27 protein-coding genes and 1 tRNA gene are annotated in these 23193 nt (G+C 68.0%); 7 read left to right on the top strand and 21 right to left on the bottom strand.

The annotated features are described in order from the left end of the window. The first annotated feature begins 28 nt into the window (after positions 1–28). Positions 29–235, top strand: coding sequence for a hypothetical protein (locus ACWEKS_RS19445; protein WP_452341374.1), 207 nt, complete (start codon positions 29–31; stop codon positions 233–235). A gap of 145 nt (positions 236–380) precedes the next feature. On the opposite strand, the gene ACWEKS_RS19440 is transcribed toward ACWEKS_RS19445, so the two are convergent. The 11 genes from ACWEKS_RS19440 to ACWEKS_RS19390 form a co-directional block, all read right to left on the bottom strand. Beyond that, complete coding sequence (locus tag ACWEKS_RS19440) at positions 381–683, bottom strand: hypothetical protein (RefSeq protein WP_452341373.1); 303 nt, start codon at positions 681–683, stop codon at positions 381–383. A 364-nt stretch (positions 684–1047) separates the two neighbouring features. Further along, positions 1048–2700, bottom strand: coding sequence for a Gp37-like protein (locus tag ACWEKS_RS19435; RefSeq protein WP_452341372.1), 1653 nt, complete (start codon positions 2698–2700; stop codon positions 1048–1050). A gap of 97 nt (positions 2701–2797) precedes the next feature. After that, entirely contained in the window at positions 2798–3271 is a 474-nt protein-coding gene (locus ACWEKS_RS19430) for a hypothetical protein (protein ID WP_452341371.1), read from the bottom strand. A 44-nt stretch (positions 3272–3315) separates the two neighbouring features. Further along, entirely contained in the window at positions 3316–3768 is a 453-nt protein-coding gene (locus tag ACWEKS_RS19425) for a hypothetical protein (protein ID WP_452341370.1), read from the bottom strand. After that, positions 3765–3950 carry a hypothetical protein gene (locus tag ACWEKS_RS19420; RefSeq protein WP_452341369.1) on the bottom strand — a complete coding sequence of 62 codons (186 nt, stop codon included), beginning with the start codon at positions 3948–3950 and terminating at the stop codon, positions 3765–3767. Before ACWEKS_RS19420 ends, ACWEKS_RS19425 begins: the two co-directional genes overlap by 4 nt. Then, a complete protein-coding gene (locus ACWEKS_RS19415) occupies positions 3947–4159 on the bottom strand; it encodes a hypothetical protein (RefSeq protein WP_452341368.1) in 213 nt (70 codons plus the stop codon). Before ACWEKS_RS19415 ends, ACWEKS_RS19420 begins: the two co-directional genes overlap by 4 nt. Before the next feature lie 170 nt (positions 4160–4329). Next, positions 4330–5817: a hypothetical protein gene (locus ACWEKS_RS19410; RefSeq protein WP_452341367.1), complete on the bottom strand. Its 1488-nt coding sequence runs from the start codon at positions 5815–5817 to the stop codon at positions 4330–4332. Positions 5818–5837: 20 nt separating this feature from the next. After that, entirely contained in the window at positions 5838–6008 is a 171-nt protein-coding gene (locus ACWEKS_RS19405; protein ID WP_452341366.1) for a hypothetical protein, read from the bottom strand. A gap of 39 nt (positions 6009–6047) precedes the next feature. Then, the gene (locus ACWEKS_RS19400) at positions 6048–6209 is read right to left on the bottom strand and encodes a hypothetical protein (RefSeq protein ID WP_452341365.1); all 162 of its coding nucleotides are present in this window, start codon (positions 6207–6209) and stop codon (positions 6048–6050) included. 300 nt (positions 6210–6509) lie between these two features. Next, complete coding sequence (locus ACWEKS_RS19395) at positions 6510–6740, bottom strand: hypothetical protein (RefSeq protein WP_452341364.1); 231 nt, start codon at positions 6738–6740, stop codon at positions 6510–6512. Positions 6741–7032: 292 nt separating this feature from the next. After that, complete coding sequence (locus ACWEKS_RS19390) at positions 7033–7266, bottom strand: helix-turn-helix domain-containing protein (RefSeq protein ID WP_452341363.1); 234 nt, start codon at positions 7264–7266, stop codon at positions 7033–7035. A gap of 472 nt (positions 7267–7738) precedes the next feature. On the opposite strand from ACWEKS_RS19390, the gene ACWEKS_RS19385 reads away from it, so the two are divergent. Beyond that, complete coding sequence (locus ACWEKS_RS19385; RefSeq protein WP_452341362.1) at positions 7739–8842, top strand: tyrosine-type recombinase/integrase; 1104 nt, start codon at positions 7739–7741, stop codon at positions 8840–8842. Between the two features lie 89 nt (positions 8843–8931). Here the strand turns inward: ACWEKS_RS19385 and ACWEKS_RS19380 are convergent. Beyond that, positions 8932–9004 (bottom strand) — tRNA-Asn (locus ACWEKS_RS19380). Between the two features lie 176 nt (positions 9005–9180). Between ACWEKS_RS19380 and ACWEKS_RS19375 the strand changes: the two genes are divergently transcribed. Further along, the gene (locus ACWEKS_RS19375) at positions 9181–9426 is read left to right on the top strand and encodes a hypothetical protein (RefSeq protein ID WP_354835413.1); all 246 of its coding nucleotides are present in this window, start codon (positions 9181–9183) and stop codon (positions 9424–9426) included. A 124-nt stretch (positions 9427–9550) separates the two neighbouring features. Here ACWEKS_RS19375 and dnaG read toward each other — a convergent pair whose 3' ends face one another. Further along, positions 9551–11464, bottom strand: coding sequence for a DNA primase (dnaG, locus tag ACWEKS_RS19370; RefSeq protein WP_452341361.1), 1914 nt, complete (start codon positions 11462–11464; stop codon positions 9551–9553). 253 nt (positions 11465–11717) lie between these two features. Here dnaG and ACWEKS_RS19365 point away from each other — a divergent pair, with 253 nt between their 5' ends. From ACWEKS_RS19365 to ACWEKS_RS19355, 3 genes are read left to right on the top strand one after another with little or no spacing between them, the layout of a single operon-like run. Beyond that, complete coding sequence (locus ACWEKS_RS19365) at positions 11718–12308, top strand: energy-coupling factor transporter transmembrane component T family protein (protein ID WP_452341360.1); 591 nt, start codon at positions 11718–11720, stop codon at positions 12306–12308. 33 nt (positions 12309–12341) lie between these two features. Then, positions 12342–12890 (top strand): biotin transporter BioY, encoded by a 549-nt coding sequence (locus ACWEKS_RS19360; RefSeq protein WP_452341359.1) that lies wholly within the window; start codon positions 12342–12344, stop codon positions 12888–12890. Continuing rightward, a complete protein-coding gene (locus tag ACWEKS_RS19355) occupies positions 12887–13567 on the top strand; it encodes an energy-coupling factor ABC transporter ATP-binding protein (RefSeq protein ID WP_452341358.1) in 681 nt (226 codons plus the stop codon). Before ACWEKS_RS19360 ends, ACWEKS_RS19355 begins: the two co-directional genes overlap by 4 nt. Positions 13568–13622: 55 nt before the next feature. On the opposite strand, the gene ACWEKS_RS19350 is transcribed toward ACWEKS_RS19355, so the two are convergent. Genes ACWEKS_RS19350 through ACWEKS_RS19335 form a run of 4 tightly spaced genes read right to left on the bottom strand, consistent with a single transcriptional unit; the run spans position 13623 to position 17004 of the window. Then, a complete protein-coding gene (locus ACWEKS_RS19350) occupies positions 13623–14351 on the bottom strand; it encodes a HalD/BesD family halogenase (protein WP_354835423.1) in 729 nt (242 codons plus the stop codon). 5 nt (positions 14352–14356) lie between these two features. Continuing rightward, positions 14357–15625, bottom strand: a complete 1269-nt coding sequence (locus ACWEKS_RS19345; protein ID WP_452341357.1) for a deoxyguanosinetriphosphate triphosphohydrolase — start codon at positions 15623–15625, stop codon at positions 14357–14359. Between the two features lie 3 nt (positions 15626–15628). Next, positions 15629–16282, bottom strand: a complete 654-nt coding sequence (locus tag ACWEKS_RS19340) for a YdcF family protein (protein ID WP_452341385.1) — start codon at positions 16280–16282, stop codon at positions 15629–15631. A 44-nt stretch (positions 16283–16326) separates the two neighbouring features. Beyond that, positions 16327–17004 (bottom strand): MBL fold metallo-hydrolase, encoded by a 678-nt coding sequence (locus ACWEKS_RS19335; protein WP_452341356.1) that lies wholly within the window; start codon positions 17002–17004, stop codon positions 16327–16329. A gap of 78 nt (positions 17005–17082) precedes the next feature. Between ACWEKS_RS19335 and ACWEKS_RS19330 the strand changes: the two genes are divergently transcribed. Beyond that, positions 17083–19092 (top strand): TPM domain-containing protein, encoded by a 2010-nt coding sequence (locus ACWEKS_RS19330; protein WP_452341355.1) that lies wholly within the window; start codon positions 17083–17085, stop codon positions 19090–19092. 255 nt (positions 19093–19347) lie between these two features. On the opposite strand, the gene ACWEKS_RS19325 is transcribed toward ACWEKS_RS19330, so the two are convergent. The 4 genes from ACWEKS_RS19325 to ACWEKS_RS19310 all read right to left on the bottom strand — a co-directional run bounded on the left by ACWEKS_RS19325 (position 19348) and on the right by ACWEKS_RS19310 (position 23119). Further along, the gene (locus tag ACWEKS_RS19325) at positions 19348–19953 is read right to left on the bottom strand and encodes a response regulator (RefSeq protein WP_379378751.1); all 606 of its coding nucleotides are present in this window, start codon (positions 19951–19953) and stop codon (positions 19348–19350) included. Then, positions 19950–21086 carry a sensor histidine kinase gene (locus ACWEKS_RS19320; RefSeq protein ID WP_452341354.1) on the bottom strand — a complete coding sequence of 379 codons (1137 nt, stop codon included), beginning with the start codon at positions 21084–21086 and terminating at the stop codon, positions 19950–19952. Before ACWEKS_RS19320 ends, ACWEKS_RS19325 begins: the two co-directional genes overlap by 4 nt. A gap of 181 nt (positions 21087–21267) precedes the next feature. Beyond that, positions 21268–21588, bottom strand: a complete 321-nt coding sequence (locus ACWEKS_RS19315; protein ID WP_452341353.1) for a hypothetical protein — start codon at positions 21586–21588, stop codon at positions 21268–21270. Between the two features lie 91 nt (positions 21589–21679). Continuing rightward, positions 21680–23119 carry a molybdopterin-dependent oxidoreductase gene (locus tag ACWEKS_RS19310; protein ID WP_452341352.1) on the bottom strand — a complete coding sequence of 480 codons (1440 nt, stop codon included), beginning with the start codon at positions 23117–23119 and terminating at the stop codon, positions 21680–21682. Between the last annotated feature and the right edge of the window lie 74 nt (positions 23120–23193).

The following is a 23193-nucleotide window of genomic DNA, read 5'->3' as shown; positions in this document are numbered from 1 at the left end:
GCCTGACAACAACTGAGGGGGATCGACCATGGGCAGGCAAACCAACGACGGCCGCCACGAGGGAGCCGTCGAACAGATCACGTTGGCGGTCGCCGAGCTGGACAAGGCGCAGCGCCGCGTCAACGACACTGTTCGCGCGGCTCGCGCCGATGGTTTGTCCTGGGAGGTGATCGGCCGGGCCGCAGGAATCTCGCGCCAGTCGGCCCATGAGCGATGGGCCAAGATCATGGACTGAGTTCCGGAGTGTGCCCGCCTGTGTGCACTCGACACCGTGATCGGGCACCGCGTAGTCGGACGTCAGTTCATTTGGTAGCGTCCAGAACGACAAGGCCCCCGGCGGGTAGCTTCCGCCGGGGGCCTTTGTCTCGTCCAAGGAACGGTTAGGTGATCATGTCGCCGTCCCAGTCCCCGGCGTCCCTCTCGTTGTCCAACCAGTTGGCAAGATCCACACTGACTCGCGGCTTCAGGGGCGCCGCGATCCAGTCACGCGCGGCCATGTCACCGAGAGCGGCACGGGAGCGCAACTCTGCGGTGATCTGGTCGAGCGCATCGGCGGACACTTCGGCGTAGTCCGGTCGCGTGGCTGAATGCGCAGCTGCGGCAGCGCAGATGATGAGCATCTTGCTACTCGCGTCGGGGTTGAACAGTAGGGGGGCGGTGAGTGTGGTCGCGGTCGTTGACATCGTGGTGCCGGTTCTCCTCGGTTGTTGCCAGGGTTCCCTGACAGATTACATACTCCGTGGTGTACCGGCAAACGGAACGTGTTGGGGCACTGTGTAACTAGCGCTGCGGCCTTTTGGGGCGCGGCCGGGCACGGGGTGCGGCAGGGTGCGGCGGCCGGATAGCGGGGTGCGGCGGCCGGCCGATCCACTGTGCGGCCTCGGGTGCGGCGGTAGCGTGCGGCACCGCCCGTGACCTGCGCGGCAGACTGCGGCAGCGCGGGCCGAACCTCACAGGTAGTGGATGCCGCACCTGCCGCAGCCCGTGCGGCACAGGTGCGGCACGGACTGCGGCACAAGCGCGTCCACTGTGCGGCAGCGCAACCAGCTACGACACGACAGTGAGGTCGTGTATCTCTGACATTGCGTTTGCGATGAGCCGCAACGCTTTCGCTGTGGGCTCCTCGGTCGCCTTGTCCGACCCGATCGTGACCTGCCAGGTCGGGGCGTCGCCGCGTGACCAACCCAGTTCGAGCGCGGTCACCTGATCCACATAGATTTGACCGGGCGGCATCCCCTTCACGGTGGAACCGATGCGGTCGCCGAGAAAGAAATGACCGAACCCGCGCGCGCCGATGGTGTACGGCTGCCCATTGGTCACCGTGAGCTTGTGCGTGAAGAAACGCCGCGTTTTCCACATCGCAGCCCGCAGACTGATCAGCGAACTCAGCGAATACGCGCTATCCGGAGAACTCTCGAAGTATTCGTAGTAATGGGACCAGCCAGCGTTGTATGCGCGTGTAGCGTCCTTATAGGACATCCACGCACCGACGGTATCCTTATACAGCGGATACAAGGCGGTGTTGATGATCTGGCCTGCCGCCGCAGCGCCATAGACTTCACCCAGCAGAGCGGCTGCCGCAACGTCGCCCGCGAGCTGCACCGCAATACCGATGCCCTCATTCACGCCATAGGCTGAATGGCCACCCGTGAGCATTTGCACGGCCTTCGTCGGAAACAGCGTGAATTCCGACGTACGGACGCCTGTGTGTTCACCCTGCCGGTACACAACCCACGGGTTCGACGGCAACGAACCGAGCCACCCAGGATTGCGGTATTCGGCCGGGTCATTCGGGTCCGGCAACACCACATCGGTCTGTTCGAGAAAGTCGTTCGCGAGGACCTGAACGGTATGCACGAGACCGGTCAGAAGGTTGCCGCCTTGGCTGGTCCCCTCGAATCCGGAACAGTCCACGAAATCGACGACAAGCGTGCCGTGACGCAGCGACGCCCCAGGCCAGGCGGGCGGGTCGCCGGTCAACCAGCGGCGGGTAGTGACCATGATCTGTGCCTCGGCGAGAGTCGCCGCGGCCGCATTGTGGAAACTCTTCCACCGCGAGATGAAAATCGTCCACAAGGACCCGTCGTTCAACAGGTCGGAGGGGGCGACAACAATGGGCCAATTCGATTGGTCGAGGCTGTTGAGTTCCCTCGGGTCGGTCGGGTCGTCAGGCAGTGCCCATAGCGATCCCTCTACACGCAATAATTGGAGGAAAAGGGCCGTTTTCAGAACCCAGACGGAGGGTCCCGGGAGAATAAAATCGCGCGGCCATTGCAGGATCGCCGGGGTGAGCGGGTTTGACCATACGTACAGCCGTTTAATTTCTTCATACGAGTGCATGAATTGCACTTCGACGACTGTGTAACCGCTCTCGTCGGATTTCACGGTCGCTGATTCCATGCGGCCGTCCCACCGCGCCCCGGAATGGTCAACCGTTACGTGAACGGATTCCGTGGTGCGCTGATCGGCATGCATGATCCATTTCGCGAGATAATGGTCATAGGGCAGAACGAGTGTTCCGGTACCGGAATCATTCAGCAGCCATTTGAAATCGCCGCTGATCTCGGCGCCGCAGATGCCGCGCAATGCCCAGTTGCCGTCCCAGAGGCGGACGAGGGGGCGGGCGTTGCGCTTCTTCTTCCGCGTCTGTTTGCCCGCCTGTGCCTGCGCGTATAGCGCGACAAGATCGATTCCCGACATCGGGAACCTCCATATTCAGTTGTTGTTCAGTTGTGTTGGGCGCAGCCCTACGCGCTGGTGTCAGCGGTGGGGCCGCGCCCTGAGGGGTGTCCGGGTGCTACTGCTGGTCGAAACCGGCCCACGAGGCGGGCATGGGAGTGGACTCGCCGTGCACGCTGTAGCCGTGGAAGCCGTGGCGCCTGCGTTCGGCCCGCTGCTCGCGCAGTGCGGCGACGGACGTCTCCGGCACGTCTACCTGTTCCGGGTGGCCAGTGTTGGCGGCCTGCGCCTGCCACTGACCGCCCGACTCCTGGAAGGTCTGGTGAGCCTGCCTCGCCGTTTCGTTCTGCCGGGCGGCCCATTCGGTCTCGGCGGCGTGGCGCTGCGCCGCGTCGCGTTCGTCGCGTGGCAGGCTGCGGCGTTCCCTGCGCTGCGCCATCAGCTCGGCTACGCCGGGGCCGGGGTCGTCGCTGGCGTCCTCCTCGGCGACGTCGGCCACGTCATCGAGCGCGGCGGACCCCAAGGGAACGAGGTCGGCGAGCCGCGGCGCGTAGGAGTTGATTCCGGTGGTGGGGGCATTGAAGCCGGACATTTCAAACGAGGTGGGGGTCATGGTGGATCCGATCTGTGTGTTGGTCAGTCGTTGTCGGTGGGCGCGGCCGCCCGGATTGCGGCCATCAGCGCGGTCAGCGCGAGCCGGGCGTCCTGGTCGCCGCCGTCCGATTGCGGCGGGGCGAGCACCAGGAACTTGTCGGTGCCGATCGCGGAGGCGGTTGCCCATGCTCGCGCGGCCTGCGGGTCGTCGTCGTCGACCGCTTCTTTCAACCGACCCAGCGCGCCCTCGGCGACGTCAAACCAGCGATCAGAAAGCCGGTCGCGGCGCTGCTGCGCGTCGATAACGGTCACCTGGGTAGCGGTGGCCGTTTGGCGGCGGTCGAACTCGACGCCGGCCAAACGTGCGGCGTCAGTGACCGTGGCCGGGGCGCATCCGAGCTGTCGCGCAATCCTGTTGCGGCTCATGCCTTCCCGAGCGAGCGCGGCCACGTCGTCGCGGACACGCTCGGCCGCGCTGGGCTTGCTGCCGCTCACCGGTAGGCCGAGAGTTCGGCCGCGATGCCTTCCAGACGCCGGGCGATGGCTTCGAGGCGGTCAGCCCACGCCGGTTGCGCCGGGTCTTCGTCGGCGATGAGAACACCGGCGTAGGTGTCGGCTTCGTCGGCGACGTCTTCGAGAACGGCGATCGAGTCGGCGAAGTCGTGTGCGGCGCTCATGCGGCGTCTCCCCGGATGGGGCGAGGCTGGTAGTAGTTGGCCCACTTGCTGGTGCGGCGGCCGTGGAGCCGCTGAATGCGGCGGGAGAAACACGGGCGGCACTCGGCGCGGCGGGTCCCGTCCTCGCGGGTAGTGAATGCCTCGACCGGGAGTGTGGTCCGGCAGGTCGGGCAGGTGGCCGCATCGGGTTGCGGGCGGTGGTAGGTCACGATGGTCTCTATTCGGTTGTGTCGGTTGATATCTGGACCATGCGGACCACGTGGAGGGGGTGCCGTCCACGTGGTCCACATGTCCACACCAGGTCAGCGCCGGTTTCCGTGGTCCACGTGGGCCACATTCCGGTCCTGTCCACACCGTCGGTGCGGGGTCCCGATCGGGGCTACTGGTCGCCGCGCCGCGAGCGGTACTCGCGCCGATTCGCTTCGTCACGACTTTCGATCGCGCCCTCGGATTCGAGATCGGCGAGCACAGTGTCAACATGCGGACGAATGTCCGACTTCAGGGCACGGTTCAGCTCCCCTCGACTGACCCACTGACCACGGGCCAGCTTCACAGTCACGCTCTTCTTCACCCGCGCCTGTTCACGCTCCAGCTTCCGCTGTTCGAGCACTTCGGCGCGGTCAGCCTCGGAATGAGCGCGCGCATAGTTCGCGGCACGCCCCTGTTCCTGCAGCACCGATTCGATCTGTCCGCGAGTGCGGTCGGACACCTGCATCAGGTGCCCAGCGAGTTCCCAATCGTCTTCAGTGACCCTTGACGAGCGGCCCGCCAGCACCGCGAACGCGAACGCGACCTTCAACCGGGTGAGGCCCCGGTGTCCGTCCAGCGGATCCACACGGGGGTCGTCACGCAGCATCCGCAGACGGATTTCCTTCAGTGGCGCCACTACCGACTCCGGCACGGCAACCACCGTTTTGCCCCTCCGCGTGATCGAGATCTCCAGCGGCTCCGGGCATTCCGGGGTGATATCCGGCGCGCCGCGGTCCGTAACCGGCACCCACAGGAACCGTTGAGGGGTGCCGCCATCGCTGTCGTCGAGCAATGCGCGGCCGCGGCCCGGCTGCACGCCAGCGATCAGCACGGCCCGGTAGCTGTGTTCCGGCACAATGACCCGAGCTTCGCGAGTTGCGTTGCCCTGCCCCAGCTCCTCGCCGCTGTACAGCTTCCGAAGCTCTGGCATCAGAACAGACCCGGGAGTTTGCCCCAAGGCGGTCAGGGAGTCGATTTCGGGTGCGGTGAACATGCAGCAGGTACGGACTTGCACGCCGGTCGGGTATTGCTCGACCTCGTCCTTATCGGGTGCCCGCATGTATGCGGCGCGGAGGCCCTGCCCAGTGCCGATCGGGAACGATTCAGCGGCGATAAGGTCCGCCTGCTCGTTGAGGAATTTGACGGCGTCACGTCCGGCGCCCTCGGACGCGCCCTTACCGGCTCCTGATCGACCCACCAGTGCGACAAAGAAGTTCAGGCTGGCATTCTTGCCGATGGTCGGGGGGAGTTGCGTGGTGGGTTCGATGGAGCAGACAGCGCGGGCCAGTACCACTGCGAGGGTGCTGTACGGTCCTGCCATGCGGGCACGCGCGAAGGCCCGGATATGGGTGAGTTCGGGCCGGGCAGTCCAGAATTCTTCCCCGTCGTCCGGTGTCGCCGGCCGCATGTCCACGCCTACCGCAGACCCCTCGGCGCGCGGGTGATCGTCGGCGGTATCGGGGACGCGCGGCAGCATCACGTTCGGAGCGTCGCCTATGTCGCTCGTGGGCGCGTTTTCCGGTTCGGCGGTCGTGCGCCGCGGCATCTCGACGACGTTCGACGTAGCGGCCGACTCGGGGGGCAGGTAGAGACCCCTGAGTGCCTTGACATCGGCCATCGACCTGATCGGCTGAGTAGTCACTTGCCGATGCCCTCGTTCCGACGCTCGGCAGCGAGCCAGCCGTCACGGAACATCTGGCACTGTTCTTCGAGGTCGCGGATCACGCGGCGAACGAGGGGGTGGCCGAGATGGTGTGCGCGGCCTCCGAATGAGATCGGTTTCGGCAGGTCGGGGACGTGCTGAGACACGGGAATTCCTTTACTTTCCAGGAGAATTGGGGGAGTTGGTCAGGCGGCGAGCTGGTCGCTGCCAGTGGTGATCGGAAGCCAGCCCGAATCGCGGGCAATCGCTTGCGCGGCGGTGCGATCGTCGGGGCCGTTGCGGTGCCAGAGCTCGCGGACATCGCCCTGGTTCCACCAGTCCCCGCCGCTGCCGGTGTGACCGCGCAACCATTGGGAAATGGCCTTGATGGTGTCGAGTCTCGTTATGGCTCTTGGTGATTCGTCGTTCGGCCGCATTTGTAGGCGAGGGGGTCGTGGCAGGCGATTCGGCGTGCGGTCGCAGCGGTGGTAGAGGGGGTCACGGCATCCACATGCCATTGGCTCGCAGCGCAGCGCGGCAGAATGGCGGCGGGCTGCGGCGCGCCCCATGGTAGGGTTCATGTGTAGTTGTCTCGTTCTTGTTGCGGGGTCGAGAGGATTTACAAGGCCGATCCGATGGCAGTCGGGTCGGCCTTTTTAGTCGATGGGCTATGCGGCCCGGAGAGTCTCGACGATCTCGCGGACGTGTGTCCGGGGTAGTGGCGGCAGGTCTTGCAGGAGCTTGGCCGCGTACGCCGAGATACGGGCGGTGGCCGCTTCGTGGCGGAGTGCCGTGATCAGGGTGGTGTTGTCCGGGGTGAGTTGCCGTGTGCGGCCGAGTCGGCCCGTGGCGACCGCTGCGCGGCGGTCGAGTTCCCGAACGTGGCTCGGAGTGAGCAACGGTGTGATTGCCTTTCAGTGCATGGGGTGGTAAGATTCCCGACCCCTGCGCAGTAGTCTATACCATGACTTTCGCCATGTGTCCAACACAGCCGACATGCTGGTCAGGAGCACTTTCTGGCCGTTCAGTGCGCGCCAGGCTCCTGCCGCCGCAGGCTTGACCGGCAGGACGCAACCCTCGGCCGACTCCCGGCGATGCGGACCATGTGGCCCACGTGGACCACGGAAACCAGCCCTGACCTGGTGTGGACATGTGGACCACGTGGACTAGCCCGAGCCATCTCCGTCTTGGCTAGGCGATCGCGCGAGTCTCGACACGGTGCGCATCCAGGTATGCGCACACGTCGACCTTCCGATACAGCACCCGGCCGCGATCCTTGATGTACGGAATGCCCGTGCCTGCCATGCGATCCTGAGCGTGCGAGCTCACAGACCGGCGCGTGACGTGCGAAGTCTCGCGGGGGATCATGAACTCCGGCCAGGTGGCGCGGTCGCAGATATCGAGCGAAATGGCAGTCTTACGCATTGGTTTAAATCCCTTCGGTACGTAGCGGATTCACCGCTACGCAGACGATAGCGAATGAATCTGGTCGGCTATTTGACATCGCTTGCCCGAGCTGCTTCGCAGACAGGGCTAACCGGTGCCAACCGGTAATGAACGGGAGTCAATGGGAGTCAATGACAATCAATGACAATTCAAAATAGTGATAGGCATCACGTACAGGTCTCAACCATCCGAGCGGGTCGCACCGAAGCCGATTCCGGCGGGTCACGTCAAGCAGCCGCAGAGCACGGAAGGGTGCATCAACACCAGAACCGAGCCGAAATACGGTGCGCGGCATGCTAGTATCCTGACTCGAACCATAAACGAGAGGACGCCAGTGCCACGCCCAACCACACCAGTCGGCAGCCACGGACGCATCACCCTCACCGAGCAGGACGCCGGAGGATGGCTCGCGTACACCCGCGTCCGCGACAGCGACGGCCGACTCCGACCGGTGAAACGCACCGGAAAATCGCAAGCCGCCGCAGAGGCCGCCCTGAAAGCGGCACTCACCGAACGCTCCGCAATCGCGGGCGGCGCGAACGAAGGACTCAAGCCCACAACGAGACTCAGCGAAGCAATCACACTGTGGCTCGACCACGCAGAGGCCGAGGGCAAGCGTCGCCCGCAGACCCTGGATCAGTACCGGGCCGCCGCCAAGGTCGTCTGCGCTCCCCATACCGGCATTGGCGGCCTACAGCTCCGAGAACTCAAGACCGCCACCGTTTCCGGGTTCCTCCGAAGGGTCGCGAAGGAACATCCCGCACAGGCACGCCTGGCTCGCGTCACCATCGTCGGCGCGTGCTCGCTGGCTGTTGATCACGATGCCCTGCCCCACAATCCCGCGCGCGATGCCTTTACGCCGGCCGCAAAGGTGAAGGAGGTGACCATCATCGAATCCGAGGAACGGCAGGCGTTGCGCGCCCGACTCCGTGCGTGGGCGGCCGGAGAAGTGGCGCCCGGGGAATCGCCTCGCCAAAGCGGAGGGCAACCCAGAACGCAAACGCTCGTCGATCTCATGGACCTGATGCTGGCAACCGGATGCCGCATCGGCGAGTTGCTGGCTGTCCGTTGGGGCGACGTCAATCTCGACTCCACACCGCCGCGCCTCACAGTGTGCGGGACCGTGGTGCAAACCTCTGACGGTCTTGTCCGGCAGGATCTGACGAAAACCGAGTCCGGTTACCGCAGTCTCGCGGTCCCCGACTTCGCGGTCGAGATCCTGAAACGGTTGAAGCCGAAGAAGAGGCCCGCTGCGGACTCCCCTGTGATCGCCTCGCAGACCGGCGGCTGGCGCGGCCCCAACAACCTCAACCGACAGTGGCGCGAAGCACGCGGTCCCGAGTTCGATTGGGTGACGTGGCACATCTTCCGGAAGACCGTGTTGACCGCGGTCGATGAGAAACACGGGCTGGACGCGGCGCAGGCGCAAGGCGGACACTCGAACCGGACGACGGTCACCCGCCGCCATTACGTCAAGCGTGCCATTGAAGCACCCGATGTGCGGGATGCTCTGGAGCCGCTGGGTGACCGGGAAATCTCCGTGACCTCGTCGTAATCTGCATCGTTTCTGCACCCTGGGGCAGGAATCCGGGCAAAACGAAACACCCCTCACCAGTATCTGCACTGGTGAGGGGTGTTTTGTTGCTCCCCCATCTGGACTCGAACCAGAAACCTGCCGATTAACAGTCGGCTGCTCTGCCAATTGAGCTATAGGGGATTGTTTCCCTGGCTGACCCTCTCGGACCGGCCGGGGAAAACTTTAGCGTATCGGTTGTACAGTTCCCAAATCGCGGCTCTACCTGCGGGGATGTAGGTGGGGTGCCGGATCGACAGGTGGGGGTGGGGTCGGGCAGGATGTGGGGGCAGGCTGGTCTATGGGAGGAGCTTCTCGGGATGCTGCGGTTGATCATCGGTGTTGCGGCCGGGTATGTGCTGGGCGCTAAGGCCGGGCGGGCTCGGTATGAGCAGATCAGTAAGACGACCCGCGCGATCAGCGAGAGCCCTGTCACACGGAAGGTCGTGATGATGGGGCGGCAGAAGCTCGCGGACAAGCTGAGCACCCAGCCGAAGCTGGAACCGATGGTGCCGCTGGACGAGCGGACCACCATCCTCGTGCCGCAGGATCAACTGCGGCGCTGAGGGATTGGGGCGTTGCCCCACCCCAGCCGAGATTCGAACCGGAAGCCTGCCGATCCAGCGTCGGCAGGCTTGTCAGCGCACCCTGAAGGGCACCGGCGGCGGGCTCCGCCGCCTGTCACCGGGGTCAGCTACTTACGAAGTCGCCCGAGTTGCCCATGGCCTGGGTCAGCAGGCTCTTCCGGTACTGCTCCAGGGCGACCAGGTCGCCGAACAGGGCCATGTAGCCGTCGGGCTGCTCGGTCGAGGAGATGCGCTGGAGTTTGGACTTCAGTTCGGCGATCTGGCGGCCGACCCAGGACTCCTGTGTGCGGGCCAGGACGCCGGTGACGAAGCGGGGGATGTCCTCGGCGGACTTCACCGGGAGGGGCTCGGCGGCCAGTTCGGAGACCAGGGCCCGCAGGGTGAGGTCTTCGGTGTTGTCGGCGACCGTGGCGACCCATTCCGCGCCGGTCAGACCGCTGGCGGTACCACCGGCCTCGGCGATGGCGGCGCGGACCGCGATGTAGGCGGGCTGGGTGAAGGCTTCCGGCTCCAGGGCATCGAAGACGGGCCCCGCGAAGGCGGGGTATTGCAGTGCGGCGGCCAGGGTTTGACGCTGCGGGAGCAAAGTCGGGTCGTGGGGGTTGGGGCGGGCGGCGGGGTGCTCGGTGACCTCTTGGCGCGCTTGGCGTTCGGGGATGCCGGGTTTGGCGCCGGTGCGGGCGCCCTTGCGGGCTTCATCGCCGACGCGGCGTACGACCTGCTGGATGTCGTCCCAGCCGACCCAGCCCGCCAGTTTGGTGGCGTACGCCTTGCGGAGGGCGAAGTCCTTGATCTGGGAGACGACGGGGACGGCGCGGCGCAGCGCCTCGACCTGACCCTCGGGGGAATCCAGATTGTGTTCGGCGAGCAGGCCGCGGATGACGAACTCGTACAACGGGACTCGGCGGGCGACCAGGTCTCGGACCGCGCCGTCGCCATTGCGCTGGCGGAGCTCGCAGGGATCGAGGCCGTCGGGGGCCACCGCGATGTAGGTCTGGCCGGCCAGTTTCTGGTCGCCGGAGAAGGCCTTCAGGGCGGCGGCCTGGCCCGCCTCGTCGCCGTCGAAGGTGTAGATGATCTCGCCGCGCCAGAAGTTGTCGTCCATGAGCAGGCGGCGCAGGATGGCGAGGTGCTCGTCACCGAAGGCGGTGCCGCAGGAGGCGACAGCGGTCTTGACGCCCGCCATGTGCATGGCCATGACGTCGGTGTAGCCCTCGACGACAACGGCCTGGTGGCCTTTGGCGATCTCGCGCTTGGCGTGGTCGAGGCCGAACAGCACCTGAGACTTCTTGTACAGCAACGTTTCCGAGGTGTTGATGTACTTGGCGGTCATGGTGTCGTCGTCGTACAGGCGGCGCGCGCCGAAGCCGATGACCTCGCCGCCGAGATTGCGGATGGGCCACAGCAGGCGGCGGTTGAAGCGGTCCATGGGGCCGCGCTGGCCTTGCTTGGACAGGCCCGCGGCCTCCAGCTCCTTGAAGTCGAAACCCTTGCGCAGCAGGTGTTTCGTGAGCGTGTCCCAGCCGCCGGGGGCGTAGCCGCAGCCGAACTGGCGGGCGGCGTTGTGGTCGAAGTTGCGGTCGGTGAGGTACTTACGCGCGGCTTCCGCGCCGGGCTCGCCGAGCTGGGAGACGTAGAACTCGTGCGCGGCGGCATTGGCGGCGACCAGGCGGGAGCGGGTGCCGCGGTCGCGCTGCACGGAGGTGCCGCCACCCTCGTAGTTGATCTTGTAGCCGATGCGGTCGGCCAGCTGCTCGACCGCCTCGACGAAACCGACGTGCTCGATCTTCTGCAGGAAGGCGAAGGCGTCGCCACCCTCACCGCAGCCGAAGCAGTGGAAGACGCCGTGATTGGGGCGCACGTGGAAGGACGGGGACTTCTCGTCGTGGAAGGGGCACAGGCCCTTCATGGAGTCGGCGCCGGCGCGCTTGAGAGTGACGTACTCACCCACGACATCCTCGATCCGGACACGTTCACGAATCGCCGCGATATCGCGGTCAGGAAGTCGGCCTGCCACGGAGCGAGTCTAGCGCTCCCCCACCTCTCCGCGATTCGGCGCACAATCCCGCCTCCCCGAAACTTCAGCGCACAATCCCGCCTCCCCGAAACTTCAGCGCACAACTAGGAGCCGTTGCCGGTTCCACACGCGTGCCGGCGGTCAGATACTACGAAAATTTCGGACGTACCCGACGAGTTACCCCACTCGCAGCGAGATCAGTTGTCCCGTCCCCAACGACCAACTATAGAACCGGGGTGCGAGGATCTACCGGGTGCTCAGCCTCTATCACGACGCCCGGACGCCGGTGCACGACGTGCCCGCCGGGGTGAAAGTGCTGGTGCTGGCGGTCGCGGGGACGGCGTTGTTCTTCGTGCCGTCGATCGTGTGGGTGGCGCTCGCGCTGGCGGTGGTGCTGGGTTTGTATGCGGTCGCGCGGATTCCGTGGCGGACGACCGGGCGGCAGGCACTCGGGCTGGCACCGTTTCTGGCGTTGATCGTGGTCGCGCAGGTGATCTTCACCGGCTGGCACACCGCCATCCTGGTCGGCGAGCGACTGCTCACGCTGGTCCTGCTGGCCAATCTGGTGACGCTCACCACACGCACCTCGGCCATGGTCGAGACCATCGAACGGGCGCTCGGTCCGCTGCGGCCGCTGGGCGTCCGTCCCGAGCGCGTGGGCCTGCTGGTCGCCATGACCATCCGATTCATCCCCGTCATCCGTGACCAGGCCGAACTCGTCCGCTCGGCGCAGCGCGCCCGTGGCATCGAGCGCAGCACGGTCTTCCTGGTTCCGCTACTGATCCGCACACTCCGCATGGCCGACGGGGTCGGCGAGGCGCTGGACGCCCGCGGCCTGGACTGAAGAGTCCGAACCGGGGCCATTTAGGATGCCTCGGTGCGTAGTAGGGATTTGGCGCAGATCGCGCTGTTCGCGGCAATCATGGTGGTGTTGGGATTCTTCCCGCTCGTTCAGCTGCCGGGAGCCTTCGCGCCCTTCACTTCGCAAACCCTCGGCGTCATTCTGGCGGGGTCGATTCTGGGCGCCAAGCGCGGTGCGCTGGCCATCCTGCTGTTCGATGTGCTGGTCTTCGCCGGCCTGCCGGTGCTGCCGGGCGGACGCGGCGGGCTGTCGGTGATCATGGGCCCGACGGGTGGCTTCGTGATCGCCTATCCGATCGGCGCACTGGTGATCGGGCTGCTCACCGAACGCCTGTGGCGGTACTACAACCTGCCCATCGCCCTGCTGATCAACTTCCTGGGCGGCGCGATCGTGCTGTACGTCATCGGCATTCCGTGGATGGCCGCCGCCGCGCACATCGCCCTGGGCAAGGCGATCACCACCTCGGTGGCGTTCCTGCCCGGCGACGTGTTCAAGACCGTGGTCGGCTCGCTGGCCGCGGTGGCGGTCCGCAAGGCGTATCCGATGATTCCGGCGCGGGCATGATCGAACTCGACGGCGTCTCGCATCGGTTCGGGGAGCGCGCGGTGCTGCGCGACCTCCATCTGCGCCTGGGCGAGAACCGGATTGCCGTCATCGGTTCCAACGGGTCCGGCAAGTCCACGTTCGCGCGGCTGCTCAACGGGCTGCAGGTGCCCACCGACGGCCGCGTGCGGGTCGACGGGCTCGATACCCGCAAGCAGGGCAGGGCCGTTCGCAAACTGGTCGGATTCGTCTTCCAGGATCCGGATGTGCAGATCGTCATGCCGACCGTCGCCGAGGATCTGGCCTTCGGGCTCAAGCACCACGGCGTCGCCAAATCCGAGATCCCGGACCGCGTCGCCGCGACCCTCGCCGAATACGGTCTCACCGAATTCCGCGACCACCCGGCGCATTTGCTCAGCGGCGGGCAGAAGCAGCTGCTCGCGATCGCCGCGGTGCTGTCGGTGGGACCGAAGTACGTGGTGTTCGACGAGCCCACCACGCTGCTCGACCTGCGCAACACCCGCCGCATCTCCCGTCTGCTGCACGAACTTCCGCAGCAGCTGATCGTGGTCTCACACGATCTGGACCTGCTCGCCGACTTCGACCGCGTGCTGGTCTTCGACGAGGGCCGCATCGTGGCCGACGGCCCGCCGGGCGAATGCATCGCGCACTATGTGGCCATGCACGCCGCGAACTGATCAGCGGGACCACCCGATTCGGAGCGAGTGCGGACGCGTCCCACGATGGGTCGGTTCACTCTTCGCGCCCGAACAGATGCCGCCGCACATGGGCATTGAGCCGTTGCCCCGGCCGCGAATTGAACGCCATGTGCACACTCACCCGCGGAATCTCCCCCTGCACCGGTGTCACCCGATGCCGTGATCGCCGCCCGGCGTGCAGCACCAGCGTCCCCGGCACGGTCGGCAGCATCTTCACCATGTGCCGGTGCCGCATGGGCAGCCCGCCCCCGCGCTCGATGAAAGCCCCGGGCAGCGGAATGTATTCGAGCGCCCCGCCCCGCTCCGGCGCGACGATGTGCAGCATCACCGTGTAATCGGACATGTCGTAGTGCCAGTCCTGCACATCCCCGTTCTCGTGGATCTGCACCGTCATGGCCCCCAGCTCGTCGGCCGAGCGGTAGGCCTGCTCCCCCACCAGGTGGGACACGAACTCCCGCAGTGGTTCCCAGTGGTAGAGCGCCTTCAGCGGCGAGGAATCCGGAATCCGGTCGCACGCGACCGTGTACTCGAACCGCATGGCGTCGCCCAGCCCGTCGGAGAGCACATCCGCGGCCATCTCGGTCACCGCGGCGGGGCGCAGGAATTCGGGCAGCACGGTGACACCGCTGACCAGGAAGTCCGCCTGCGCCCGCTCGATCACCTCGCGCAGCCGTGCCACCGACCTCCGGTCCAGCGGGTACCGATCCAGGTCGACTATGCCGTCCACCTCGCGGGTCATCGCGCCCCCTGCCGCCGGTTCCACCGGATTCAGGGTATCGCGGCGGCGACCCGTTCCAGGCGGCTCTCGGTATAGGACGCGATCTGGTCGACGATCACCCGCACCCGTGCGGTGTCGTCGCCGGCCGCCTCCCACCACGGCAGCAGGAGCCGGTCCAGCCCGTGCGGGGCGGCCTCCAGCAGCCGGTTGGCGACCAGCAGGATGCGTTCGCGCTGCCCGGCCTGGCGCACCCGGTGGATGGGGTCGGAGAGCACGTAGCGCAGCGCCATGGTCTTGAGCACCGCGACCTCGGCGGCGGCGATGCGCGGCACCTCCAGATCGGCGGTGTAGCGCGACAATTGGCGGCCGCCCCAGGCGGCGCGGGTGGCCTCGACCGCGGCGGTGGCGAAACGGCCCACCAGGTCGCTGGTCAGTCGTTTCAGGGCCACGGAGGCACGCAGGGAGCCGTCGTATTCGGCGGCGGCGGCGACCACCGGCATCTCCGAGAGCCGCTGCGCGGCGGCGACCAACTCCTCCAGCGCCAGCGAAGGATGCTGGCGCGCACCGAGTTCCGCGAGCGCGACCTGTTCGACCGGGTCGGCCAGCGCCCGCAGGTCGATGCGGCCCACGATCACCCCGTCCTCGACATCGTGCACGGAGTACGCGACATCGTCGGACCAGTCCATGATCTGCGATTCCAGGCACTGGCGGCGATCCGGCGCACCCTTGCGGACCCAGTCCAGGCGGTCCATGTCGATGCCGTACGCGCCGAACTTGGAGCGGGGACCCGTTCTGCCCCAGGGATATTTGATGACGGCGTCCAGTGCGGCCCGGGTCGGGTTGAGCCCGAAGCTGACGCCCTGATCGTCGATGACCTTCGGCTCCAGCCGGGTGAGGATGCGCAGGTTCTGCGCATTGCCCTCGAAACCGCCGTGCGCGTCGGCGAATTGGTCGAGCGCCTGCTCGCCATTGTGGCCGTAGGGCGGATGCCCGATGTCGTGCGCCATCCCGGCCAGATCCACCAGATCGGGATCACAGCCCAGGCTGTCGGCGATACTGCGGCCGATCTGGGCGACCTCCAGCGAATGGGTCAGCCGCGTGCGCGGAGTGTCCCCGTCACGCGGCCCCATCACCTGCGTCTTGTCCGCCAGCCGTCGCAGCGCCGCGGAATGCAGCACCCGCGCCCGATCCCGCGCGAATTCACTGCGCCGGGCCGGGCACGGCGACCAGCTCAGTCCCGCGGTCCGCTCGGTTTCGGGCACCATGCGCTCCCGATCGGCCTCGGAGTACACACCGTCATAGTCGATACGTGCGTTCATCGCTCACTGATCCGCCGTGTATTTGAAATCCGCCGAGAAATGGGTCAGCTGGTACCAGAGCAGGGCGAAGGTCTCCCGGAAGATGCCGTGCGCCTGCGATTCCCGGGTGTACACCGCCGGGCCGGTGCGGGTGGGCGCGGTCCAGGCGGACAGCCCGGCATCACGCATCATGGTGCGGGTGCGCAGCGAATGCCACGGGTCGCTGACCAGCACCACCGACGACTTGCCGCGCGCCCGTAGCGCTCTCGACACCGCCTCCACGCTCTGCAGGGTGTCGGAACCGGTTTCGACGGCCAGGATCCGATCCTCCGGCACGCCACGGTCTTTCAGGTAGTTCTTGCCCGACGCGGCCTCGGTGTAGTTGTCACCGACCTGCTTGCCGCCCACGGTGACGATCATGGGCGCGATCTGCTTGCGGAACAGCTTGTACGCCTGGTCGAGTCGCGCCTCGAACACCGAGGACGGCGTGCCGTCGTATTGAGCCGCGCCCAGCACCACGATGGCGTCGGCCGGGGAGTAGTCGTCGATGCGGGCCACCTGCCAGACCCGCACGGCGGTACCGCCCACCACCAGGACGCCCATGAGCAGCGAGCCGATCAGCAGTCGCCGGGCCCAGCGCAGCACACCGTGTCCGCCCGCGGGGTTGACGGAGGTGATGTCCCGGACCGGACAGTCCGGTTCGGTTGGGCGGTTCCGGAGTTTCACCAACCGCGTCGCCGCCACTCGGGCAACTGCGGGCGCTCCACTCCGAGGGTGGTGTCGGCGCCGTGGCCCGGGTACACCGCGGTGTCGTCCGGGTAGCGGCCGAAGAGTTTGGTCTCGACATCGCCGAGCAGCGAGGTGAACTGCTCGGGCGAGAGGGTGCGGCCCACGCCGCCCGGGAACAGCGAGTCGCCGGTGAAGAGGTGCGTGCGGCCGGCCCCGTCGGTGAGCGCCAGCGCGACCGAGCCGGGCGTGTGCCCGCGCAGGTGGATGGCCTCCAACTCCAGCTCACCGACCTGGACACGGTCGCCGTCCGCGAGCAGCCGGGCCGGGGTGACGGGCAGCGGGTCGGCGTCCAGCGCGTGGGCGGCGGTGGGAGTCTCGATCGCCTTCACGACATCCAGCAGCGCGATCCAGTGGTCCCGGTGCTGATGCGTGGTGACGATGAGTTCCACCCGGCCCGGCGCCTCCTGACCGATGAGCTCGAGAATCCGGTCCGCCTCATTGGCGGCATCGATGAGCAGCGTCGCGCCGGTGGCGGCGCACTGCACCAGATAGGTGTTGTTGTCCATGGCGCCCACCGACATTTTCACGATGCGCGCACCCGGCACCTCACGCTGCTGCGGGTTGGAGCCGGGCGAGACGTGTCCCGTGTAGGGCGAATCGATCGTGATCACTCCCCGATCGTAGTCATGGCCCTCGACACAGTGTGCAGAAGAAACCGACCCTCAGCGTTCCGGAGTTAGATTCGGAGCATGCGGCTATCGAAGCAGCTGTTCCTCCTCGTGATCGGCTTGCTCCTGGCCTCGGCCCTCGTCGGCGGGTGGGCCGCACCGGCCACGGCCGACGCGCCGCTGCGGTTGCCCGGCTATGTGACCGACAATGCCGGCGCGCTCGATCCGGGGCAGACCGCGGAACTGCAGCAGGCCATCGACTCGCTGTACTCGCGCGACCGCGAGCGGCTGTGGGTCGTCTACGTGCGCAATTTCAATGGGATGGACTCACATTCGTGGGGTGAGCAGACCGCGGGGCTGTCCGGGTTCGGGGATCGGGACGTGCTGCTGTCGGTGGCCGTGGACGATCGGGCCTACGCGTTCACGGGCACGCTGCCCAAGTCGGTCAGCGACAAGGACCTGGACAAGCTGCTGATCGACCAGGTCGAACCCAAGCTGCGGGCCGGGGATTGGGCCGGGGCCGGGCTGGCCACGGCGAGCGGGCTGTCGCACGCCATGAGCGGGTCCGGCGGTGTCGGTCTCGGGCCGCTGCTGATCCTGGCGCTGGTGGTGGTGCTGACGATGCTGGGTGTGTGGCTGTGGTCACGGCGGCGCAAGACGCGGCGCGAACGCGCGGTGATGGAGTCGGCTCGCAAGACCGATCCGACCGATACGGCGGCCTTGGAAGCCCTCCCCCTCGTGGTCCTGGACGCGCTGTCCAAGGAAACCCTCGTCGACACCGACAACGCCATTCGCACCAGCACCGAGGAATTGCGGCTGGCCACCGACGAATTCGGGACCACCGCCACCGCGCCGTTCACCGCCGCGCTCACGGGCGCGAAGAACGCGCTGGCCAAGGCCTTCTCGATCCGCCAGCAACTCGACGACGACATTCCCGAGACGCCCGACCAGCAGCAGCGCATGCTGGTCGAGCTGATCAGCAGCTGCGGCAGCGCGAATCGGGAACTCGACGCCAAGGTCGGTGAATTCGACGCCATGCGCGATCTGCTCATCAATGCCGGGGAGCGGCTGGACGCGCTGACCCGGGCCATGGTGGAGCTGACCGCGCGGCTGCCGAAATCGCAGGCCACGCTCGCTCAGCTGGTGGCCGGCCACCCGGCCTCGGTGCTCGCGCCCATCCGCGACAACGTGAGCATGGCGCAGGAGCGAATCGGGTTCGCGGAGAAGACGATCGAGGACGGCCGGGCCGCGGTCGCCAAACCCGTCGGCCAGCAGGGCGCGGCGGTCGCGGACATCCGCACCGCCGAATCCGCCGTGGACGCCGCGCGCACGCTGCTCGACGCGGTCGACACCGCCGCCACCGATATCGACCAGGCCCGCGCCGGATTGCCCGCGATCATCGAGGAACTGCGCCGCGACCTCGCCACCGCGGCCGGACTCTCCGAACACGGCGGGACCGAATTGCCCAGCGCCACAGCGGCCGCGCGCACCGCGCTGGACCAGGCCACCGCCGACGCCGCCACCAACCCGCTCGGCGTCTTCCGGCAGGCCATCGCCGCCGACACCGCCCTCGATCAGGCCATCGCGTCCGCCACCGACCGCAAGCGGGCCGCCGACGACCTACGCCGCCGCCTCGACCAGACCCTCACGGCCGCCCGCGGCCAGATCAACGCCGCGGCCGACTTCATCAGCACCCGCCGCGGCGGCGTGGACGCCGAACCCCGTACCCGCCTCGCCGAGGCCCAGCGCAGCCTCGAGCAGGCCGAGCAGCTCGCGCCCGCCGATCCGGAGCGCGCACTGCAATCCGCCCAGCGCGCAGCCGAACTCGGCGCCCGCGCCCTCCACACCGCCCAGGCCGCCGTCCGCGACTGGCAGGCCCAGCAGCAGCGCGTCAGCTCCGGCTCCCAAACCGGCGCCATCCTCGGCGGCATCCTCATCGACGGCATGCTCCGCGGCATGGGCAACGAATACCGCCGCGGCGGAGGGGGTTTCGGAGGAGGAGGTTTCGGCGGCGGGGGCAGCAGCTACGGCCCGGGCTCCTTCGGCGGCTCCGATGGCTCCCGCCGCATCAGCCGCGGCGGGAGGTTCTGAGGTCTGGCAGTACGCCACCACAAAGCGCGGACCGCTGGCCCGGCTTCCACTCGACCGCCCGCATGCGCGTGAATCGGCTGCTCGCAGCATCGCCCGCGCAGCCAGCTTGATCGACGCACCGTCGAAGATGCCGAACCTGTCCCGCCATAGGGAGATTCATCTAGTGGGCATACGGCTCGATCGGTCCGGGCGCGGACGCCAATGGCGCCGACTGATGCGCCCGTACGCCGGTCTTCAACGCGGGGCGAGCGCGAGTCAGAGCCAGCCGAGGCGTTCGGCGGCGCGGACTGCTTCGGCGCGGGTTCGGGTGCCGGTTTTGCCTATTGCGGAGGAGAGGTGGTTGCGGACCGTGCCTTCGGACAGGTGGAGTTGTTTGGCTATCGCGCCGGCGGTTGCGCCGTTTGCAGCAGCGGCGAGGACTTCGCGTTCGCGGGCGGTCAGGGGTGAGGTTCCGGCGGTGAGGGTTTCGGTGGCGAGAGCGGGGTCGACGACGCGCAGGCCCATGTGGACGCGGCGCACGGCATCGGCCAATTCCCGGGCGGGCGTGTCCTTGACGACGAAGCCCGAGGCTCCGGCGTCGATGGCGCGGCGGAGGTAGCCGGGCCGGCCGAAGGTGGTGACCATGAGGATACGGACTTCGGGGTGGGCCGCGTGCACCTGCGCCGCGGCCGAAATGCCGTCCTGGCCCGGCATTTCCACGTCCAGCAGGGCCACGTCCGGGGCGGTGCGCGCGACGGCCGCGAGGACCTCGTCGCCCCGGCCCACCTCGGCGACCACCTCGAGGTCGGGCTCGAGGCTGAGCAGGGCGGCGAGGGCGCCGCGCACCAGGGCCTGGTCGTCGGCGAGCAGCAGTTTGATCATTCCGGCTCCTTGATGGTCGCCGGAAAGCTTGCCAGCACCCGCAATCCGCCCTCCGGCCGGTTGGCGAGGGTGAGCGTGCCGCCGGTGGCCTGCACCCGCTCGCGCAGGCCGGCCAGGCCGGAGCCGGTGCGCGCCGAATCGCGCATGCCGACACCGTCGTCGGACACCTCGATACTGGTGGGGGTGACCCGCACCCGGCAGTGGGCGGCGCCGCTGTGCCGCACCACATTGGTGACGGATTCGCGCAGCACCCAGCCGAACACCACGCTGTGGCGGATCGGCAGATCGTCGGAATCCGGTAGCTCGGCCTCGATCTCGGCGGCGCGCAGCGCGGTGCGGGCATTGGCCAGCTCACCCGCCAGCGACATCTCACGCAGGCCGCCGACGGTGGTGCGCACCCCGGCCAGCGCCTCCCGGGCCAGCCGCTCCACATCGGCCATCTCGGTTTTCGCCCGGTCCGGGTCGAGATCGACGAGTCGTTGCGCCAGTTCGGTTTTCACCGTGATGACGGTCAGCGAGTGGCCGAGGATGTCGTGCACGTCGCGCCCGACCCGCAGCCGCTCCTCCGCCACGGCCAGCTCGGTGAGCTGCTTGCGGGCCAGGTACAACTGGTGATTGCGCACCAGGATCACGCGAATCCCGCCGACCGCGAAGCCCGCCAGCGCGATCGACTGGATGAGCCCCCAGTCCGGTGGCCGGCCGGCGGCCAGCTGCGGTGCCACCCCGAACGCCACGATCAGCGCCAGCTCCAGCGGGATCGCCAACCGGACCGGCGCGCTGAAGCCGATGTAGGAGGCGAGGTAGACGCTCATGCTCAGCACCGAGGAGTGCAGCGTGACCGCGGCCGCCAGGATCAGCGCCGTCTGTGCGACCAGGGGAATCAGGACCGTCCGCAGCTCGGGGTCGGGCGGCCACGCCCCGCCGACCGGCCGGCTGCCCCGCACCAGCGTCCAGTAGGACCAGATGTAGCAGGCGCCGAAGGCCACGATCACCGCGAGCGTGTACGCCCGGGCCACCGGATTCTCGAGCTCCCAGCCCCGGCGCAGCGGCTCGATCAGATACACCGCCCACACCGCCGCGAACAGCGACCCGAACCGCCGCCGTCGCCGAATGCCCTCTTCCTCCGCGTCCACAGAGCCGGACGCTACACCGAACAGGACCGGTCGCGGCGACAGTCGCGGACCGCCTGGGCCGCGGACGGCTCGCTCCGTGTCCGGGCCGCCGTGATCCTGGGAGCCGCTCCACGCCGCGCGGACAGACGCGCCGAGGCCCGGCCGGGCGGTGCGCTCGGCCGGACCAGCGGGGCCGAATCGTTCAGCGGGCGGTGTCACGGCGGAAGAGGTAGGCGGAGCCGAGGGTGAAGACGGCCGCCCAGGTCAGGACGTTCACGATGGCCAGGACGATGCCCGCGGCGCTGGGCTGGGCGAAGGGGGCGCGGGCGAGGACGGCAATTCCGTTGGTGGGCACCAGTTTCGAGACGATCTCCCCCGGCCGCACCGTCAGATCCAGTCCGTCCACGGCGCGCACCGTCCCACCGGGCGCGGCGAAAGTCTTGGCCAGTCCGCGTATCTCGATGGCCGGGGCAGTCCCGTGCCCGCGCCGCTGGACCGCGATGCCATCAGCAGTAGCGTTCATAGCTCTACTGTCGGCAGCCGGGGTCCACGGCACCTCCGTCGTCCGTCACGACTCGGCCATGACAGATGTCATGGCCGGTGCCCGTGGTGGACTACGAGGTGACCGTGACCGTGTGCAGGCCGCCCGGGCCGAACGGGAAGGGCGGACGTTCGGCCGAGTCCTGGACCTCGCCGGAGCGGCTGATCACGCGAGCCTGCAGGGTGTGGGTGCCCGGTGGGAGATCGACGAGGGTGCGCCAGCGCCGCCAGGCGGCCGGCGCCAGCTCGGAGCCGAGTTCGACCGGGAGCCATTCGGTTTCGTCGATGCGGATCTCGACGCCCGCGACCCCGTGGGGCGGGGCCCAGGCCACGCCCGCGACCGTGAACTTGCCGGAATGCGTGCCGCCGCAGGTCGCCACATCGATGCGGGCCTGCGGGCGCACCCACAGCGGCTCGACCGGCCAGCCGCGCTTGCACCAGTAGTCGACATGGGTGTCGTCGGCGAGTTCGAGCTCGGTGATCCACTTCGCCCCGGAGTACTGCCCGTAGATGCCGGGCACGAAAACCCGTGCGGGGAAGCCGTGTTCGGGCGGCAGCGGTTCGCCGTTCATGCCGATGACCAGGTAGCCGGGCCATTCGCTGGTGCGCAGCGGTCCCAGCGGCAGCGAGATGGTGTAGCCGTCGGCGGCGCGGGTGACCAGCCGGGTCGCCCCGGCTTCGGGGACGGCGTGGTCGAGCAGCGCGGTCAGCGGGACACCGAACCAGCGGGCATTGCCGCAGCGGCCCGAGCCGGCCGTATTGTGCACGCACACCATGACGGCATCGAATTCCACGGCCTGCTCGGCCAGATCGGCCAGCGACAGCCGCAGGTGATGGGCCACCCGGCCCCCGATGGCCAGCCGCCACTGGGCGGGATCGATGCGCGGCGGCCGCGAATTCACGTCCGCCACATAGAATTTGCCCACGGTTGTGATCAGGGGCGACAGTCCCGGTTCCGGCCCGAGGCCGTCCTCGGGGACAGGCGCGTGCGCACCCCACGACCCGGCCCGCCGCGCCACCTCGCGGTACCGCAGGTCCTCGCGGCGCACCAGCACCTCGGCGGCGGCGAGCATGCCGGTTCCCGCTGCCGCCCACAGCAATCCGTGACGGGGCGCGGTGGAGCGGCGCAGTCCCGCGCGCAGTAGCGCCGCCGCGGCCACGCCACCGGCCGCGCCGGGCACCGACCGGTTGGCGCTGCGCAGTGCCGCGGCCGCCGTTCCCGCGCCGAAGGCCACCGCCGCGGGGGTCCGCAGCCGCGGCGGCAGCAGGGCCATCCCGGCGGCCGCGGCGACCCCGCCGAGGGCCACCCCGAGCCGGGTCATCTCCTTGTCGTGCTCCCCGGCCTGCGCCACCATGGTCTCGACCACCGGCACGGGCGCGTAGTCGGCGGCCAGCCGCCCGATTCCGTCGAGCACGGACCCGCCCCTGGCCGCGGCGAGCAGCTCACCCGCGCCGAGCGCACCCAGCCCCACCGCCGCCGCGCCCAGCAGCCGCCGTTTCCCGTTCACCGACACTTGCCCGAACCTTCCGTAGCCGACCGGGTTTTCCAGCGCCCATTCTTCCCCAGCGGCGGCGCGAGATCGCGCGC

The sequence above is a fragment of the Nocardia sp. NPDC004711 genome, from assembly GCF_053601595.1.
The sequence above is the reverse complement of the archived record's forward strand: the minus strand, read 5'-3'. Positions and strand labels throughout refer to the sequence as shown.